Source organism: Vibrio sp. 10N.247.311.13 (genome assembly GCF_041467595.1).
GTDB classification, from domain to species: domain Bacteria; phylum Pseudomonadota; class Gammaproteobacteria; order Enterobacterales; family Vibrionaceae; genus Vibrio; species Vibrio crassostreae_C.
Window position 1 is genome coordinate 1 of sequence record NZ_JBFSUX010000018.1, and the last position, 18,868, is coordinate 18,868.

16 protein-coding genes are annotated in these 18,868 nt (G+C 45.8%); 7 read left to right on the forward strand and 9 right to left on the reverse strand.

What is annotated here, in order from left to right; translation table 11 throughout:
• Window positions 1-76 precede the first annotated feature (76 nt).
• From AB6E52_RS09995 to AB6E52_RS10005, 3 genes are all read right to left on the reverse strand, one after another.
• Window positions 77-739 (reverse strand): OmpA family protein, encoded by a 663-nt coding sequence (locus AB6E52_RS09995; RefSeq protein WP_170967992.1) that lies wholly within the window; start codon window positions 737-739, stop codon window positions 77-79.
• A gap of 212 nt (window positions 740-951) precedes the next feature.
• Window positions 952-2,175 (reverse strand): HlyD family secretion protein, encoded by a 1,224-nt coding sequence (locus tag AB6E52_RS10000; RefSeq protein WP_017081815.1) that lies wholly within the window; start codon window positions 2,173-2,175, stop codon window positions 952-954.
• Window positions 2,176-2,496 (reverse strand): hypothetical protein, encoded by a 321-nt coding sequence (locus AB6E52_RS10005; protein WP_017072398.1) that lies wholly within the window; start codon window positions 2,494-2,496, stop codon window positions 2,176-2,178.
• Window positions 2,497-3,131: 635 nt separating this feature from the next.
• Between AB6E52_RS10005 and sstT the strand changes: the two genes are divergently transcribed.
• Window positions 3,132-4,346 carry a serine/threonine transporter SstT gene (gene sstT / locus AB6E52_RS10010; protein ID WP_004732110.1) on the forward strand — a complete coding sequence of 405 codons (1,215 nt, stop codon included), beginning with the start codon at window positions 3,132-3,134 and terminating at the stop codon, window positions 4,344-4,346.
• Between the two features lie 208 nt (window positions 4,347-4,554).
• Here the strand turns inward: sstT and AB6E52_RS10015 are convergent, their stop codons facing one another.
• The 3 genes from AB6E52_RS10015 to AB6E52_RS10025 form a co-directional block, all read right to left on the reverse strand.
• Window positions 4,555-5,766, reverse strand: coding sequence for a tetratricopeptide repeat protein (locus AB6E52_RS10015; protein WP_102320670.1), 1,212 nt, complete (start codon window positions 5,764-5,766; stop codon window positions 4,555-4,557).
• Window positions 5,767-6,118: 352 nt separating this feature from the next.
• Window positions 6,119-6,721: a response regulator transcription factor gene (locus AB6E52_RS10020; RefSeq protein WP_048609831.1), complete on the reverse strand. Its 603-nt coding sequence runs from the start codon at window positions 6,719-6,721 to the stop codon at window positions 6,119-6,121.
• An 11-nt stretch (window positions 6,722-6,732) separates the two neighbouring features.
• Window positions 6,733-8,604, reverse strand: coding sequence for a sensor histidine kinase (locus AB6E52_RS10025; protein ID WP_102320671.1), 1,872 nt, complete (start codon window positions 8,602-8,604; stop codon window positions 6,733-6,735).
• A gap of 209 nt (window positions 8,605-8,813) precedes the next feature.
• On the opposite strand from AB6E52_RS10025, the gene dsrO reads away from it, so the two are divergent.
• The 5 genes from dsrO to AB6E52_RS10050 all read left to right on the forward strand — a co-directional run bounded on the left by dsrO (window position 8,814) and on the right by AB6E52_RS10050 (window position 16,141).
• Complete coding sequence (dsrO, locus tag AB6E52_RS10030; protein WP_102320672.1) at window positions 8,814-9,650, forward strand: sulfate reduction electron transfer complex DsrMKJOP subunit DsrO; 837 nt, start codon at window positions 8,814-8,816, stop codon at window positions 9,648-9,650.
• Entirely contained in the window at window positions 9,647-10,795 is a 1,149-nt protein-coding gene (gene nrfD, locus AB6E52_RS10035; RefSeq protein ID WP_102320673.1) for an NrfD/PsrC family molybdoenzyme membrane anchor subunit, read from the forward strand. Before dsrO ends, nrfD begins: the two co-directional genes overlap by 4 nt.
• 14 nt (window positions 10,796-10,809) lie before the next feature.
• Complete coding sequence (locus AB6E52_RS10040) at window positions 10,810-13,902, forward strand: tetrathionate reductase subunit A (protein ID WP_102320674.1); 3,093 nt, start codon at window positions 10,810-10,812, stop codon at window positions 13,900-13,902.
• A gap of 526 nt (window positions 13,903-14,428) precedes the next feature.
• Window positions 14,429-15,070: a c-type cytochrome gene (locus tag AB6E52_RS10045; RefSeq protein ID WP_102320675.1), complete on the forward strand. Its 642-nt coding sequence runs from the start codon at window positions 14,429-14,431 to the stop codon at window positions 15,068-15,070.
• A gap of 9 nt (window positions 15,071-15,079) precedes the next feature.
• Window positions 15,080-16,141, forward strand: coding sequence for a c-type cytochrome (locus AB6E52_RS10050; protein ID WP_102320676.1), 1,062 nt, complete (start codon window positions 15,080-15,082; stop codon window positions 16,139-16,141).
• A gap of 141 nt (window positions 16,142-16,282) precedes the next feature.
• Here AB6E52_RS10050 and AB6E52_RS10055 read toward each other — a convergent pair whose 3' ends face one another.
• Entirely contained in the window at window positions 16,283-17,212 is a 930-nt protein-coding gene (locus AB6E52_RS10055) for a LysR family transcriptional regulator (protein WP_017058846.1), read from the reverse strand.
• 26 nt (window positions 17,213-17,238) lie between these two features.
• Window positions 17,239-17,679: an Lrp/AsnC family transcriptional regulator gene (locus AB6E52_RS10060; RefSeq protein ID WP_009845852.1), complete on the reverse strand. Its 441-nt coding sequence runs from the start codon at window positions 17,677-17,679 to the stop codon at window positions 17,239-17,241.
• A gap of 141 nt (window positions 17,680-17,820) precedes the next feature.
• On the opposite strand from AB6E52_RS10060, the gene AB6E52_RS10065 reads away from it, so the two are divergent.
• On the forward strand, window positions 17,821-18,405 hold the full coding sequence (locus tag AB6E52_RS10065; protein WP_102320677.1) for a LysE family translocator: 585 nt from the start codon (window positions 17,821-17,823) through the stop codon (window positions 18,403-18,405).
• A 52-nt stretch (window positions 18,406-18,457) separates the two neighbouring features.
• Here the strand turns inward: AB6E52_RS10065 and AB6E52_RS10070 are convergent, their stop codons facing one another.
• Entirely contained in the window at window positions 18,458-18,847 is a 390-nt protein-coding gene (locus AB6E52_RS10070; RefSeq protein WP_102320678.1) for a DUF1294 domain-containing protein, read from the reverse strand.
• Between the last annotated feature and the right edge of the window lie 21 nt (window positions 18,848-18,868).

The window sequence follows — 18,868 nt, forward strand, 5'->3', positions numbered from 1 at the left end:
AATAATCACCCATACTGGCCGTTTCTATCTGAGATCCAATTAGGAAACAAAGCCTGAGAAAGGTTGCATCACCTCGCTAGATGGCTTGGATACTGATCTCGACACGGCGATTGCAGGCTCTTCCGTCTTCGGTTGCATTGTCACAAATAGGGTAACGTTCACCAAGGCCGCTGGTACTGATTCGTCCACCTTTCACTTTTTGATTCACTAAGTAAGCTTTTACTGAATCAGCACGTTTCTCAGACAACTGCTGATTAGAAGCATCATTGCCAGTACTGTCGGTATAGCCTTTGATCTGCAAATACGAATCTGGGTACTCGACCAATATTCTCGCAACACCATTCAATGAATTGTATACCGTCGCTTCAAGTAGGTATTCACCAGAGCGAAAACCGATGCCGTTTTCCATCACCAACACTAACTCATTTTCACCAACACGCTTTACTTGAACGCCTGAATCTAGCAACTCCTGACGCAAAGCGTCCTCTTGCTTATCCAGTGAGTAGCCGACTCCTCCACCGATGAGACCGCCAGCCGTTGCCCCAATTAACGCTCTCTTTTTCCGTTCTTTTGAATTATCTCCAGACAGGAGACCAATCGCAGCACCAGACAAAGAACCAATCGCAGTCCCTTTTGTTGTGGAATTCGTTTCCATCTCACCAGTCGTTGCGTCCTGACGTTGAGTCGCCTGACAGCCCACCAAGCTCGTTAATAGCAACAGAGAGATAATAGGTTTAATGCATCTTTTTATTTCAGAAGATATGAATAGCATAAATATATTCCAGTTAAATTTAGACTTTCGATTAAATATTCACTGAATAGCAAACATATTAAAATTACAGACCACGACTGTGGCCCGTAATTTCATTAATAATCTTATTTTGAATAATTCGGAATTAAATAACCGAATTAACTCTAGTTCTAGCTCTAGCTCTAGCTCTAGCTCTAGCTCTAGAAAGAGTAGAAATAGTAGAGCTGCGACTTCATACGTAAAATGATTCCACGTATTACATCAAGAAACGCCATAAGCTCTGTTGGCTTTTCTCCGCTAATCCAAGCTAAACCAACCGAGCCGACTGGTACGCTATAGCCTTCAGGTTCAAAGACTTTCAACCTAACAAAGTGATGTTTGTTTTGTAGGTTCTTGCCTGTCGTAGAGCGAACATTCTGGTCAAAGCCAAGCAAGTTACTTTGCGCTTCGCCGGTTGCTTCAATAATACCTTCAACCTCTGCCGTGAATACTTTCCCTGGATAAACTGGCGTTGTAAATTCAGCCAATTGACCCGGTTTAACATTTCTAATCGCTTGATGATTCACTCTCATCAATACGTATTTCTCGTTGGTGTACATCTGCAATCGTGGAACTCTAGAAACAAGCTGACCTTCACGAAGAATAAAGTTAGTCACAAAGCCATCAGCGGGTGCATAAATCTTGGTGCTATCAAGATCCCATTTTGCTTTATTCACCTTCTGAATTGTTTCGTTAAAGTCTGACTGACGGGATTCAACCGAGAGTTCCGCTTTGGTTATTTGTAGCTTGGCTTTCTCTACATCAGATTTCTTTTTGCTCAGCTGTGACTCAAGCTTGGCCACAGTGTACACAGCAGAATCGGCGACCGTTTGCTGGTTATCAATCATGCTTTCAGTGATCGTATTACGCACGACTCGGTTTTGTTCAAGATAACGCTTCAACGTTCTTTTCTGTAAGTCTCTATTTGACTGAGCAGCTGAAAGCTCACTTTGTGTCATTTCAAAATCATGTAACGCTGCCTGATAGCTGGATTCAGCGATTTTTACTTCTTCAGCCGCAGTGCTAACCGCTACGTTTGCCGAGTCGCGCGAAATCTTCGCTTGTTCATAAGCAATTTGATAAGGCTCGTTTTCAATCTCATAGATTAACTGCCCTTTCTCAATGCGTTGGTTAGGGGTGATATAAATCTGGTCGACCTTACCCGAGACATTGGTTGAGGTTGGGCGAAGCTGAATGTGAGGAGACTGCACCACAGAGCCTCCCGACAAATCCATTGGTGTATAGTTAATTAATCCTACCCACACAAATAACAACCAACCACTGCCTCCTAGATAAGCGAATGCTTTCGTCCCTGTGTTCCAAGGCATGCCAACAAGTCTTAATAAATAGATGAACAAACACCAAACCGCTAAACCTTCTAACATTTAGACATCCTCTGATTGATTAACTTGAGCCGGAGAATTCCATAAATCACGCAGTCGGATAATGGCTTTTTCAAAATCTACAAAAGCAATGATAATGGCGAGCACCCACACCCAGTGCCAAATGAAGCCAATCCAAGTGAGCGCGGTAATCAACCCTATCTGATGGTGGTCAGTCTTATGAGCCTTTTGAATAGGGATCTCGTGAAGCTTCCAAAAACCGAACAGGCCAGCCGCTATGGTGCTGATCAGCACGATAGCGGCTGCTATATGTAAAACGGTATCTGCAGAGGTCTCTACATAAGGGATACTGATTAAACTCATTGCTCATACTCTTGTAAATTAAGACCAACACAGGATATATGCCACCCACTTACAACGGCAATTTTAGATAAATTACGTCATATAAAATAACATGATGATATAAATCACCAGATAAGGTGTGCGATATATCAAAGTAGCAAGGTATTAAGTTCAGTAGCCTGACGCTATTAAGGAGAGCTGATGAGATTCACAGCTAACGCTGCTTAAGTAGGTGGGAATGCCGATAGAAAGATTAGATAACGACAAAACATGGCAAGTCATGCACCAACGTAGATTAAGCAAAGTAGGTGATGTCTATGATGTCTGTTGAAGTGGCTTTTTTACCTATACAAGTTTAGGCAGCTATTTCCGAACACAATGTTTTTATCAGTAATGGTTTACACACCATAAATACTAGAACATTAAGCCAATGGAACATTATTCAGCAGACTTATACCTCAACAAAAGCACAAAAATTTAACATTTAGCTCTAAAAACACCACGCAGCGCAAACAATCACCCTAAAAGTAAACTATTCCTAGACACCCTCTTAGATCCCGCTAATATGACCGCCCATTCCACTAGTGTATAGTTGGATTTGGTACAACTTTATAAAAAATACATCACTATAATAAATTAACAATTGCAGGTATTTTATGCAAAATCACAACATGCTCGCCCGCATCGCTCGTGGAAATCTCGTTCTACAGATCCTTGCTGGTATTGTTTTCGGTGTCGTTCTCGCCATGGTTTCTCCTTCAGCAGCTCAAGATGCAGGCCTATTAGGTAGTCTGTTTGTTGGTGCTCTGAAAGCTGTTGCCCCAATTTTAGTATTCATTCTTGTTGCAGCTTCTATCGCAAACCAAAAGAAAGGTCAGCATACTCATATGCGTCCAATCATTGTGCTTTACCTGATTGGTACGTTCTCTGCAGCACTGACTGCTGTAGTACTGAGCTTCATGTTCCCAACCACTTTGACACTGGTTGCTGGCGCTGAAGGTGCTAACCCTCCTCAAGGTATTGCAGAAGTTCTTCATACGCTTCTATTCAAGCTTGTAGATAACCCAGTTAGCGCACTAATGAACGCGAACTACATCGGTATTCTTGCTTGGGCAATCGGCCTTGGTCTTGCACTGCACCACGCATCTGCAACAACCAAAGCGGTTTTCGAAGACCTTAGCCACAGTGTTTCACACATTGTTCGCTTCATTATTCGTCTTGCGCCATTCGGTATCTTCGGCCTTGTTTCGACTACATTCGCAACAACGGGCTTCGATGCATTAGCAAGCTACGGTCAACTGCTAGCGGTTCTACTAAGCTCAATGCTGATCATTGCTCTTGTCGTTAACCCACTGCTTGTCTTTGTAAAGACAAAACAGAATCCATACCCACTTGTACTGCAATGTATTCGTGAATCTGGTGTAACAGCATTCTTCACTCGTTCAAGCGCTGCAAACATCCCAGTGAACATGAACCTTTGTAAGAAGCTAGAGCTAGATGAAGATACTTACTCTGTATCAATCCCTCTAGGCGCAACCATCAACATGGCAGGTGCTGCAATCACCATCACTGTGTTAACGCTTGCAGCTGTACACACAATGGGTATTGAGATTGATATCTTCACTGCGATTCTACTAAGCCTTGTTGCTGCAATTTCAGCATGTGGTGCATCAGGCGTTGCCGGTGGCTCACTGCTACTGATTCCTCTAGCTTGTGGCCTATTCGGTATCTCAAACGATGTAGCGATGCAGGTTGTAGCGGTTGGTTTCATCATTGGTGTGATTCAAGATTCGGCTGAAACAGCACTTAACAGCTCAACTGACGTAGTGTTCACTGCGGCTGTATGTAAAGCTGAGCAAAACAAAGCTTAACAGCTCTTGGGTATTAGGCTTTAGCTCTAAGCTCTAAGCTCTAAAAGCAAATAGCACACAAATAAAAAGGGAAGCATTCGCTTCCCTTTTTTGTTGTCTTGGTTTTCTAGATTACGGTTAGAAGCTATATAGATTTATAGATTTATAGATTTATAGATTTATAGATTCAGTCATTTTTGTCTAACTCATCAAAGCTAACCAACACGTTTTAGTGGTTGCTTTTCCAGCTTGGATCCACGGCTGCCTGACTGAAGTCTAGAGGGTCACTATTTGGGGTCGCTTGTCTCTCTGTTGATGCTTGCTCGGAATTAGGTTGTTGGCTGTAATCAACATTCGTATCTTGAGCACTCGCCGTTTGAGTATCTAGATGGCTGGTCTCTACACTTAATGGCTCAGCCTCTTCATCAGACGCTTCTTTCACTTTCTTTGGAATCGGTATATTGCGTTTGTAAAGCTTGTTGAGCGCCTTAATAATTGAGTGCTTGGTGATTGCTTGTTGGGTCAGCTTGGTCATGATCGGTTTAGTCAGTGCTTGTAAGCCCACAACCGCATCGACACCTAGCTCACCGCCCACTTTATCTCTCTGCTGCTTAGCTTCTGAGTAGCCAAAATGAGCAGATAGGAATAGCCAGATATAAGCAATTGCATTACCGTGTTCACCATGGTCGATCCACGCTTCACCCGCTCTAAACATTGCCTCTGCACTGTTCTTTTCTGCTGCTGTCTCAAACCAGTACACAGCCTCACCATGGTTCGGCTCTACGCCAACACCATTTAAGTAACTCATACCCAGTTTGATCTTGCCGTCTAGGTTGTTTTTCTCTGCCGCTTTGCGATACCAATCAACAGAGCTTTCTGCAGAGTAGTCTGGATTTTCTTTGTCTAGGCACCAGTCACCCATGAATAGCATCGCTTCGGTATTACCACCAGCGGCAGACTCTTCAATATAGGTGTAGCCTTTGGGGATGTTCTTCACGGTCCCACGTCCATGAACCAGGGCTTTACCCATCTCAAATTTCGCCGACATATCGTTATCTAAGGCAGAGATCGCAAGCTGCCAAAAGTTGGCTTGTTCTCTCAAGATCAGATCTTCTTTGCGCTTCATACTTAAGCGAACAATGCCGTACATGCCGTTGACGTTATCCAAATGCGCCGCTTTATCGTACCAATATAACGCTTCCTTGATATTGTTACGTTCAGCCTCTTTCGCTAAATATAGAATCGACGGGACATGCCCTGTTTCTGCTTTAAAGTGGCGCTCTTTTTGCTCTTGGATACGTGCCTTTTCAATCGCCTTTCGGTAAGCGACAGCTCGCGCTTTACGTTCTTGTTCCAAGCGCTGCTTTCTTAGTGATAAAGAAATCAGCCACACAGCAACAAGTATTAACGAAAGAGCGGTCGCACCAATTGCGATTCCCATTGTACTCATAAAATATTTAACCTAACTCGGCAGATACAAGACTCGACGTTGAGAGTGTGTTCTACCCATAGTGAATGTTATGTTTCGAATTACAGGGAAAAGTGCAGTTACTGGCACGTTCCGCCTTAAAATGAACTTAGTTCAGTATCTCAGGATTACATTGCGATAAGAAGCCTAGGAGGTTCAATCCGTATGCAGTCCATAGACGATGTGATCTTGCTTCAATATAGATAAATTATGAAGGCTGCCTTTCATCAGGAAAGTCCTAAAGCTTAGTGACGAAATTGATGTTTTTCCCATCAACAATTTCGTGCAACTGCCGTACAACTCTCTTACAGGAATAGCTCTATACCTAGGTCAATTGACCGTATATGTAAGCCAACTCGGCAACCGTCTTCGCTGAGAATTTCTTCATCAAGCTTGCTCGGTGTACTTCCACTGTTCTCATGGCAATGCACAATTCATCGGCTATTTTCTGGTTACGCTTACCGTCGATAATTTGTTTGAGGATGTCTATCTCACGCTCGGTTAACGACGCGTACGCTTGGCGATACACATTCATGTGTAAGTGCTTTTCTGAAGCGTCCAAACCTTGCTTGATCGCCTCAGCTAACTCATTGCCTTTAACTGGCTTTTGAAAGAAATTCACCGCGCCGGCTTGTAAGGCTTCAACCGCCATTGGCACATCACCGTGCCCCGTCAGGTAAATCACCGACAGTGGGCTCTGCGCTTTTACCATCAACTCATGAACTTGCTGCCCTCTCATCTCTGGCATTCGGCTGTCTAAAACCACACAACCCGGCGCACTCAAGTCCACTGAGTCTAAAAAACTGGGGCCATCTTCAAAAGCTGATACAGTGAAATCATGCTCTTCTAATAAGAACACCAACGAATCGCGCATCGACTCATCGTCATCAACCACATAGACAGGAAGCCTTTGATGAAGTTCAGACATAACAAGATTCCTTATGAATCATTTGAAAGAGAGAAAGGCAGTGTCACCGCAACATGACATCCATGTGGGGTGAGTGACGTGATCGTCATTTGACCACTGTGATCTTCAATAACATCTTGGCAAATCGCGAGCCCAAGCCCCAAGCCATTTTCTTTGCTGCTCACAAAGGCTTGAGTCACTTCTTGTTCAGTGAAATCTAAGCCCGTTCCGTTATCGATAATCGACAACATTATTTTATCCGGTTGATACTCGGTAATCACTTTAATTGTCGATGGTTCGTTGTTTTTGTTACCAATATCAGACGTAGCGCTTTGTTCGCGATGCATCTGAGCATTACACGCATCAGTCGCATTGTTGATCAAATTTACAACCACCTGCTGCAATCCGACGGGGTCAACATGTAGCGTGATAGGTTTACCCACGACATAACGTTCAATGGTTATCTTGTGTTTCTGTAATCGAAATTGCAGTAGCTCGATGGTATCTGTAAGAAGAACTTCTATATCAGTTTGAGATTTATCTGATGAGCGTTTTTTGATCATGTTTCTTAAGCGCTGGATGATCGCATCAGCACGGTCCACTTGCGACTGGATCTTCTCTAATACAGGCTCTATGTCAGTCAGCGGTTTGTTCTTCGAAATCCGCAGTAAACCACCTTCGCTATAATTCCGAATAGCTGCCAAAGGCTGATTAATCTCGTGTGCCAAGCTACTTCCCAGTTCACCAACTACCGCGATTCGTTGTGAGTGCTCTAGCTGTTCACTCTTACTTTTCAGCTTATAAAGCGTCGCTTCTAGTTGCTTTTTGCTGCGACTGAATTTGTATTCTAGCCAGAAGTGGTAAGCATTCAGAGACACGACAAGAATAAAGAACGCCCATGCCCACTGTTGATTGTACTTGAGCCAGATTAACGCTTCTTTCCACCAAGGTTGTTGCAGTGGATGCATGTCGAGTTGTTGATATAGCTTGTCGATCGCCAGCAAGCTTGTCGGTGACGTCCAACCCGATGCATTCGCTGCAATGGCTGGTGCACTGCTCTTTGGCATCGAAAACAGCACCTGACTCATTTGTTTAGCCAGTGCCGAAGAGGCTCGTTCTGTTTTGGCAAACGACCAATTAGAATACAGAGGTGTAGACACTTGGCATCGGAAGCCTTCAGGCGCTTGATTACCGATGATTCGATATTGCCCAGCCACCAGCAAACCTTCACTGATCATGTTCTCAACTAAACAGCTTGGTACGACAGCCGCTTCAATGTGCCCTTCACGTAGTTGATACAAGCTGGCGTCGATCGGGAAACCTAAAAATTGGGTGTTAGAGAAAAAGTGATTAGGGTTCAGCCCTTCTTGCATTACTTGGTAACGCATAGTCAAGTAACCGCCAAACGCATTTTCAGAGACAGCAGCAATCGGCTTTCCACTAAGTTGCTCAAACGAGATATACGGTGACATTCTTCTGACCACTAATGCAGAACCGATACTGCGCGTGCTGCTCACACCTTGATCGTCGTAATTGTGACTGGTCATGGTCGCCATCCAAGAGAGCGCGTATTGACGTCCTAAACGCACTGCTTGGCCGGGATTAGTGATAACAAAATCGACCTCGACCTTCTTTACCGCTTCCGCCATCTCTTCCAAATTAAAAGGCTTGAGAACAAAGTGTTTTCCTGGGATACGCTCAGACAACCAGTCCATCGTTAGTTGCCAGCGTTGTTGCGCTGCAAGTTTACCCCTGATGGCTAAAACACCCACTTCAATCGTCTGATCTGATTCAATCGTACTTGTCGCTACTGAAACAGGTTCCGTTTGAGCAGCGAAACAAATACCTGCACTCAAGTTCAGCCAGCACGTACTGATGAATGTGATGAAGTTGCGAACAGTCACGGACATCTCTTTATTCAATCGGATTACCTATTCAATGATTTCTCAACGCGTTGAAGCACTTTTAAATAAAGCATAACAGCTAGATAGCGAAAACCACATTTGTTCTAGATCAACTTTGATCTGGGTATGTGGAAATCCACAATACCCCGTGAACGGTCAAAAACTGACAATGAGCCTAACAGATCGAATACCCATTTATAGGTACCTCTATGGACTCATTGAAAAGACGGTTTCTCAGCCAATTCGGTAAAGTTTCCGCCGGCGCTGCGCTCATTCCCATTGCCGGAATCAACACCGCAGTCGCAAGCACAGCCATTCGCAATAACAACCAACCTGACCGCAAAGGCGAAATAGGTAAACGCTACGCCATGGCGATTGATTTACGTAAGTGCGTTGGCTGTCAGGCGTGCACTGTTGGCTGTAGCGTTGAAAACCAAGCACCAATTGGCCAGTTCAGAACCACCGTAAAACAGTATGAAGTCTCCCTTGATGATGGTTCGACTGCTCAACAAGACGTGAAATCTTTCATGTTGCCTCGCCTCTGTAATCACTGTGATAACGCTCCGTGCATCAAGGTTTGTCCAGTTCAAGCGACCTTCCAACGTGAAGACGGCATTGTAATGGTCGACAACAAACGCTGCGTAGCCTGTGCTTACTGCGTTCAAGCCTGCCCTTACGACGCTCGATTCATCAATAACGACACCCTTACCGCAGACAAATGCACCTTCTGCGCACACCGCCTTGAAGACGGCTTACTGCCTGCTTGTGTAGAAACCTGTGTCGGTGGCGCGCGTGTCATTGGCGACCTTAAAGATCCAAACAGCGAGATCAACCGTCTGCTCAATGAAAACCAAGACGACATCAAGGTGCTTAAGCCAGAGCAGAATACCAACCCCCATGTTTTCTATATCGGCATGAACGAGCGATTCGTTAGCCACATTGAAGGCCAACCTGCGATTTATGATCCAGCCGCCATCGATAACTCATCCTCTAGCAAACAAGAATTGGCAATCGCGACACAAGGCAAACAAGGAGAGACAGCATGAATATCACTGAGGTGTTAGTCCCCGCTCAAGAGATCGCTTGGCTACCGTGGGCGGTTCAATATTTCTTCTACATAGGTTCAGCCTACGCGGCCGCTATTTTGTTCTTGATTGCACTGATCTTTAAAAACTCAACCAGTCACCAATTCCGTTCTGCCCTTGTGCTTGTGATGGCCATTGGCGCGATTGTTGGACCATTAGCGCTTACTGGTGACTTGCACCAACCGGGACGTGCGTGGCACTTCTATGCTCATATTACGCCTTGGTCATGGATGTCATTGGGCTCTTTGTTTCTACCTTTGTTTTCTGGTCTGGCTGTCACGACGGCTTGGGTTTACCTGCGTGATGACATCGCACAGCTTAAACAAAGTGAAAACCCATTTCTAAAACGACTAGCTTGGCTAACACTGGGCCAGTGGCAATTATCGAACAAACTGATGATTGCTCTAGCCGCTGTCACTGCTGTCTCTGGCTTAAGTATCGCGCTTTACACAGGTGCCGAGATTGCAATTTTGGCGAGCCGACCGCTTTGGCATCAACCGGCTTCTCCGCTGCTTTGGTTTACGACCGCATTCTTTTCTGCAACGGGATTAACGTTGTTGATTTGGGCTCTACTGCCTTCAAACAAGCCAAGCTTAAAACCAACAGACCTCGCTCTAGTACAAAGAACCATTACCTTAACGGGTGGCCTTGCCATCATTCTCACCTCGATTTGGGCATCTAACCATGGTCACTTCAATCTGTATGAGAACGACGCTTGGGGCATTAATTTAGGCATCATGACCACCAGCATTTTGCTGTGCATGATCTTAGTGCTGCCACTACAACGCCTATCGCAAAGTAAGCTAGGAATTATCTGTGTTGCGCTTGCGACCATTATTTCAGCATGGGCGGTACGTTGGGTCACCATGATGGAAGTTCAAACCATTCCTCGTTTTGATGTGGGTCCATTCCCTTATGAATTACCAATGGGTAGTGCTGGGTTACTTGGCATCGTTGGCATGTGCGGCCTGTGGCTAGCACTTGCGTTGTTCGCCTCTGAAATCGTGTCTGCTGGATCGTCAAGATCAACTGGCTCTGCGACAAAGACAGCATCTAAGCCAAACCAAAACACATCATCACCACTTAACCGCTCACATAGCTTGTAGTCTGAGGAATCATCATGGATAACAAACGTCGTCAATTTTTGAAAACAGGCCTTGCTGCCGGTGGTGTTGGAGCTTTTGCTGCAGGTTATGCGACAACCACAAAGCACATGGTTCACGGTGCTATCGATGGCACCGCAGGTAAGAAAACCAATCACATCCATCACGGTAATTCGTTAGAGACGGAATACAGTGTCGATGAGCAAGGTGAGATCTCGCCGAATCCAAACCAACGTGTTGCACCATCTATGTGTTTTGGTTGCTGGACACTGTGTGGCTTACGTGTACGTATCGACAACCGTAATGACGAGATCTTGCGCATCTCGGGCAACCCGTATCACCCACTATCAAGCGACCAACAGATCCCGTTCAAAACACCGGTAAAAGACGCCTACATTGGCTTGTCTGGTGAATCCGGTATCCATAACCGTTCGACAGCCTGCGCACGCGGTAACGGCATGTTAGAGATTCAAAACAGTCCATACCGAATCACTCAACCGCTCAAACGCGTTGGTAAACGTGGTGAAGGTAAGTGGGAACCAATCAGCTACGAACAACTTATCTCTGAGATCACCGAAGGCGGTGACTTATTCGGTGAAGGTGAAGTTGAAGGCTTACGATCGATTCGCGACATCGAAACACCACTCGATCCGAACAACCCTGAATACGGACCAAAAGCCAACCAACTGCTTGTGACCAATGCCGGTAATGAAGGCCGGGATGACATCTTGAAGCGTTTTGCATTTAACAGCTACGGCACACGCAACTTTGGTCACCACGGATCTTACTGTGGCTACGCGTTCCGCGCAGGTTCAGGCGCAATCATGAACGATCTAGACAAGTTCTCGCACTTAAAACCCGACTTCAACAACGCAGAGTTCATTCTTTTCATCGGTATGTCTCCGGCTCAAGCGGGTAACCCGTTCAAGCGTCAAGCAAGACAATTGGCTGAGGCTCGTACCAACGGAAAACTCAGCTACACCATAGTGACACCAAGCCTTCCGGCAGGATCGTCAAGCCTTGCGGCGGGCGATCGCAATAACTGGCTACCGATCAAACCGGGCACCGATTCAGCATTAGTTCTTGGCATGATCCAATGGATCATCGACAACCAGCGCTACAATCACGACTTCTTGTCTCGCCCAAGCGCACAAGCGATGAAGAAAGCAGGCACCACACACTGGTGTAATGCATCTCACCTTGTGATCAGTGACGAATCGCACCCACAAAATGGGCGTATGCTTCGTGCATCGGATATAGGGTTGCTAGAAACAGGCGAACCGATGTCTGACGATGACGGATTCATCGCACTCAATGTGACAACGTCACTATTATCATCGCATATTCAGGTGAATGAAGCGGCTCTGTTCGTCGATCAAGATGTAGAAATCGATGGTCAGACTGTTCGCGTTAAATCTTCTCTGCAAAGATTGAAAGAAGAAGCCTTCAAATACGACCTTGCTTACTACAGTGAGCAGTGTGAGATCCCACAAGATCAGATCATTGCGTTAGCAAAACGCTTCACCAGTTACGGGACAAAAGCCGTCGTCGATACTCACGGTGGCAACATGCACACCAACGGCTTCTACAACTCATTCTCTATTCTGATGCTGAACGCTCTGATCGGTAACATCAATGCAAAAGGCGGTGCGATGGCTAAAGCGGGTGGCTACCCGACTTCTGTTGCAGGTCCTCGTTACGACTTTACTAAGTTCAAGGGTAAGACTAAACCTCAAGGTGTATTCTTGTCCCGCAGCAAGTTCCCGTATCAAAAAACCAGCGAATACAAACGTCGCGTTGCAGCCGGTGAGTCACCCTACCCAACTCGCGCGCCTTGGTACCCAATATCTGCGCCGCTGCTAACTGAGCATTTGTCAGCGGCGATTGATGGCTACCCATATCGCGCAAAAGCGTGGATCAACCACATGGCGAACCCACTTTATGGTGTTCCGGGTTTAGACAACTTGCTGGGTGAAAAGCTTAAAGATCCCAAACAGCTGGGTTTGATCGTCTCTATCGATGCGTTCATCAATGAAACAACAGCACTCTCCGATTACCTTGTGCCAGACACAGTAACCTACGAGAGTTGGGGTATGGCAACACCGTGGCATGGCGTTGCAACTAAGGCGATCACTGCTCGTTGGCCGATTGTTGAGCCTAAAACCTCACGCACTCAAGACGGACGTGCCATCAACCTAGAGAACTTCTTTATTGATCTAGCAAAAACGCTTGGCCTAGGTGGCTTCGGCGACAACGTAATCAAAGACAATCAAGGTAACTGGCACGGTATTCATAGCGCTGAAGATTTCTACCTGCGCTCGGCTGCTAACTTAGCGTTCGTAAAAGGTGGCGTGCCGAATGTCGATGCGGAAGATATTGTTTGGTCTGGTCTAGAACGCTTAGTGCCTGTGATGAACAAAACACTCAAGCCTGAAGAGATGCTCAAGGTAGCGTATATCTTTGCGCGTGGCGGTCGTTTCGAAGACGCCACCAATGCCTACACCAATGAAACCATGAAGTACAAATGGACCAAACCACTGGCAATCTGGAATGAAAAGCTCGGTACTTCTCGCAACACCATCAGTGGTGAGCAGTACATGGGTTGCCCGACATGGTATCCACAAAAGCTTGCAGACGGCACACCTTTGGCAGAGCAGTTCCCAGCAAAAGAGTGGCCATTTACCCTAACCAACTTTAAGTCCAACATTCACAGTGCGGTATCGAATTTGTCACCACGCTTGGAATCTATCAAGGGGGTAAATCCGGTTTACATCCACCCGCAAGACGCCTCTTCTGCGGGTATCAAAACAGGTGACGTATTTGCGATTGAAACACCGAGCTCAACCACACATGCGTTGGCGATGGTGATTGATGGCATCAAACCGGGAACATTAGGCTTTGAACACGGCTTTGGACACAAAGAACTCGGTGAGCGTGCACACTGGATTGGTGACACACAACAACCGGTGAAAATGAAGTCAAACGATGGCGTTAACATCAATGATATTGGCTTGATTGATCCGACGAGAGAAGGCAAAGGCGTCATGTTGGATTGGGTTGTGGGGGCAGCAGCAAGGCAAGCGCTTCCGGCTAAGATCTACAAGGTCTAGCTTAAACTCAGCAAGCTATAACTTAATCACTCATTCAAAACACTTCCTTATCTGATTTGCAGATGAGAACACAACAGGGCAACTTCGTCATTCGAGGTTGCTCTGCTTTTTCGTCCCCTTGATCTAGAAAAGCAGGCTATTTGGATAAACGTCCAATCTACATAAAGTACCCAATCTAGATAAAGCATCCGCTCTAAATAGAGTAATCAACCCAAAGCCATTAGGTAATCTTCATTTCACCACAACTTTTTTAGCCCGCATCCATAAAGCAGCTATGCTTATACAATCGATGCCATAAAAGAGCCTTAACAAGCAGTTATACCGAGGCGAACATGGCAGTTCCCTTGCATTTCATAAACGGCAGTTGGATCAACCTATAGAAGTTCACATCAATACCATTATGGTGATTGAGGTTATTAATGTGAGACTCACCTCAAGTTCCAAGTGAATTAATGTGGAAATCCACAATAGCGCGAACAACCAATTATGTCGAAAATGCATGCATTACAACCAATAGCGACGCCTCATGACTAAGCTGACAATTAAAACTCAAACTCTAACGCTTTGCATCGCTGCTCTAGGAAGCCTTTCTTTATCCGCTTTTGCACAAGCAGCACCTAATCCAATGCCAGAAGCCGCAGAAACTTGTAGCGGCTGCCATCAAGCCGACGGTAAAGGCATGCCCAACATTGCCCCTATGCTTGCAGGGCTCAATGCTGACTATCTAGAACATCAACTGGTTCTGTTCTCAAGTGGTGAGCGTCAAAGCGCGATCATGACGGGAATGGCTGACGGTGTATCTGATCCCGCAGTTCGTCGTGAGGTCGCAGAATACTTTGCATCACTACCTTCATACGAATTTACCGATTTAGAGCAGCGCGGCTCACAAGCCGATATCGATAACCCGTATCGTAAACTTGTATTCCAAGGTGATTGGGATCGAAACATTCCTGCTTGTGCTACCTGTCATGGACCAAGTGGTATGGGCGTAGACAAATTTCCTCGCCTAGCAAGCCAGCATGCCGACTACATTCAGACTCAGCTCAACGCTTGGAAAAATGGCACTCGTAAGGGTGATGATTTGAACATGATGGGTAATATCGCGGGCAAGTTAACCGATGATGAGATCAAAAACCTGTCTTACTACTTCGCCTCTTTCCGATACTAAAGGGCTCGCATGAAAACATTACTTCTAATTACCGCAACCCTTGCCTCTGGAATCGCTTATGCCGAAGCAGAGTTGCCAGATCGCCAAACCGAACTGCCCGCCGTTGAGAAGCCTCAAGATAACAAATATCTGGTGCCACGAGACTTGGTTGATATCCCTGCTGGGGAATTTGGTGACAAAGTAAAACTGGGCTATTCCCTGTTTGTCGATTCACAACAGATGCGTGGTACGTTCGTAGGCAATGAACAAAACTGTGTAAACTGTCACATGCAAGCGGGCATGAAGCCTAACGCAGCACCTCTTTGGGGTGCGTACATGGCCTACCCTGCGTATCGTTCTAAGAATGACAAGGTAAACAGCTACGCAGAACGTATCCAAGGTTGCTTCACCTACTCAATGAATGGTCTGCCACCGGCTGAGGGTTCAAAAGAGATGGTCGCACTGACGGCGTATTCATACTGGCTGGCGATGGGCGGCATCTTAGACAAGAACGGCATGCAAGATACACCCGTTCCTGAGATTAGCGATGCCGACTTACAAGTCGGTGGTAAAGCGGAAAGCTTCCCTCTCCCTGAAGAGCTGTTAAGCAAATACCCAATCGATGGCCGCAGTAAGTTGGCAGGGCGTGGCTATCCTAAGATTGATAATCCTGAACAAGAGCCATCGATAGCGCGTGGTGAAAAGGTTTACCAAACCAACTGCCAAACCTGTCATGGTCAAAATGGTGAAGGTATTAAAGGGGCTGACGGACGTTCATACTTTCCACCATTGTGGGGCGAAAACGCGTATAACTGGGGCGCGGGTATGCACCGGGTGAACACCGCTGCCTATTTCATCTATGAAAACATGCCGCTTGGAAAGAGCCAGCAACTTTCGATTCAAGATGCATGGGATGTGGCTGCATTTGTGAATAGTCATGAACGCCCACAAGATCCTCGATACAAGGGTGATGTTGCTAGCAATGCTAAGCGCTACCACAATCACCAAGGTTACTATGGCAAAGAAGTTGATGGTCATGTACTAGGTACCAAAGCTTATCCGAGTGGTAAAGAAGTGATTCATGAGCATTAATAGGTATTAGTGAATATGAGCCGTTCACGCCAGCTATAGCTAAGCTTTACATTGTAAATCAGTGATAGCCGGAACAATTAAAAAGGAGCCAGATCGTGTGACGATCTGGCTCCTTTTTAGTTTGAACTATTAGAAACACAACTAACCTTGCTGCATCTTCTCCCAAATCGTCGGAGAGCCGATATAGTCTTGAACCGTCGTAATGAACTCTTTGACCAGCTTGGTCTGTTTACGGTGCGGATACACAGCGTAGATTGCAGTATCAATCGTTGAAATCGGGTAATCTGGAAGCAACGTAACCAAGCCCAGATCTTTCATTGAGGCATACAGGTTTGATTGGTCAAGGAAGCCATAGCCTAAGCCATCTTTTACGCAAGAGACCATGGTGCGAACATCACTCACCTTATAGTTGCCACGAATCGTCAGGCTTTGAAAGGTATTACCATGCGGCTCTTCACTGATACGCAAGTGATCGACTGTCATATCGCCATTGGTATAAATCACCGCGGGTAGCGCGAGTAGATCTTGTGGCGTCTTCGGCTCTCCGTGCTCCTTCACAAAATCGTTCGATGCGACCAACATGAAGTTACTGTCGGCAATCTTCTTCGCAATCAAATTCGATTCAACAAGCTTACTGAAGCGAAACGCGATATCAAACTGCCCGGCAATGATGTTGGCGATCTTATCGTCTAGTGAGAGTACGATCTGAACATCTGGGTACTTTCTCATGAACTGAGTGATGATAGGTTGCAAATATTGCTGCCCAAAATAGATCGGTGAAGTAATTCGTAGCACACCTTTGGGTTCAGACTGGTATGAATCTGCAATTCCTTGGATCTGATTGATGGTGTCTTTCAGCACATAGGTTTGTGCGAGAATATCTTCCCCGGCCGAAGTCAACGAAAACGAGCGTGTAGAGCGGTTAAGCAGCTGAACACCTAAATCTTGCTCGAGCTTTTTGATCTGTTTAGAGAGTGATGAGTTGTCCATGTCATGTAAGGTTGCCGCTTTGGTAAACGACCCTTGTTGAACCACATCTAAGAACAATAACAACTGATTGGTATTTGGCACTGTGCCTCTCCTGAATTAAAACTCGACTAGCGTTCGTCTTTGGGTGTATCCATCACAACCATGGTCGTAATAGATTGCACCTGAGCACATTCCCCAAGCACATCGGCATGAAACTTCTTATAGCCCGGTAGATCTTTGGTTTCTACCCTTAGCAAGTATTCGTTGGCACCGGTAATGTTGTGACACTCCACTACCTCCTTTTCCATACTGACGTGCTGTTCAAACTCCAGCTGAGCCGCTTTGCTATGGCTTGATAACCCAATCGAAACATAAGCAATAAAACCGACCCCCATTAGCCCATTATCCAGAACCGCACGGTAACCTTGAATGATGCCTTTACGCTCAAGATCCTGGACGCGTCTTAAGGTCGCAGAAGCCGACAAGCCAATCCGTTCTGAAAGCTCAATGTTGGAGATTCTGCCGTCCAATTTAAGCTCTTGCAATATCCTTTCGTCAAATCTGTCCATAAGTACTTATTATTGTGCATTTAGTGATAATAGAGGAAATAAAAGCACATAATTGCCCCACTTTCCACCTACTATGTTTCTCAACACGTGAAAGTCATGACCGGTCAGTCACTTCGTTCATTTTTTTGCTGGAGAACCATAATGCCTTTAGAACAACTGAGCGCACTTGCCTTGTTTGCGTTCGTCTCGACCTTCACGCCGGGTCCAAATAACATCATGCTTATGACATCAGGAGCAAATGTTGGCTTTGCCCGCACTATTCCGCACATGCTTGGCATTGCTCTAGGGTTTGCAGCCATGTTGCTGCTGGTTGGCTTCGGTTTAATGGGTATTTTCAACGCTTATCCGGTTACGCACCAAATATTAAAGTACCTGAGCCTTGCTTACTTGGTTTACCTAGCGATTAAAATAGCAAAGAGTGGAAAAGCTAAAAGCACTGAAGCTTATAAACCGATGACCTTCATTGGCGCGGCAAGTTTTCAGTGGGTTAATCCGAAAGGTTGGTCAATGGCACTGACAGCCATTTCTGTTTATAGCAGCGGTAGTTCATGGTGGGAGCTTGCGATCATCGCAGGTATCTTCACGCTCGCCAACTTACCATCCGTGACATTCTGGACAGCGGCAGGTAAACAACTGCAACACTGGTTAACAACACCAGTCCGTATCAAAAGCTTCAACTACGGTATGGCAGGCTTGCTGTTAGCCTCAACGATTCCGATGTTATAACAAAATAGCTTTCCTATGATGGTTAGTAAGTGATTACTAGCCATCAATTTCATTACAAGTATCCAATAACCTCGCTAAGCCAACGTCCAAACGTCGCCTGCCCGCTCGGGGTTAGTGTCCACACAAACGCCGCAACATTCACTGCCACTGTCACCCAATATATCGCTCTGAACGGCTGTTTCTGCGTTTTATGACGCAGCTTATCTTGAGCGATCAACGCCCCTAGCCAACCACCAGCAACAGAAAAAATATGCAGGGTTTTCTCTGGCACACGCCAATTGCCATTGATCGCTGCTCGCTTGTCCTTCGCGTACACAAAAAACGTCACCACACCGATAACCAAATACCACACCAACAGCGCTTTAGAACTTTCTGCAAACAACACAGATACCGCCACCAGAACCAAATAGGTGATAACGATTTGAATAGATGAAGACAACATGACTCCTTTTGGGCAACAGCT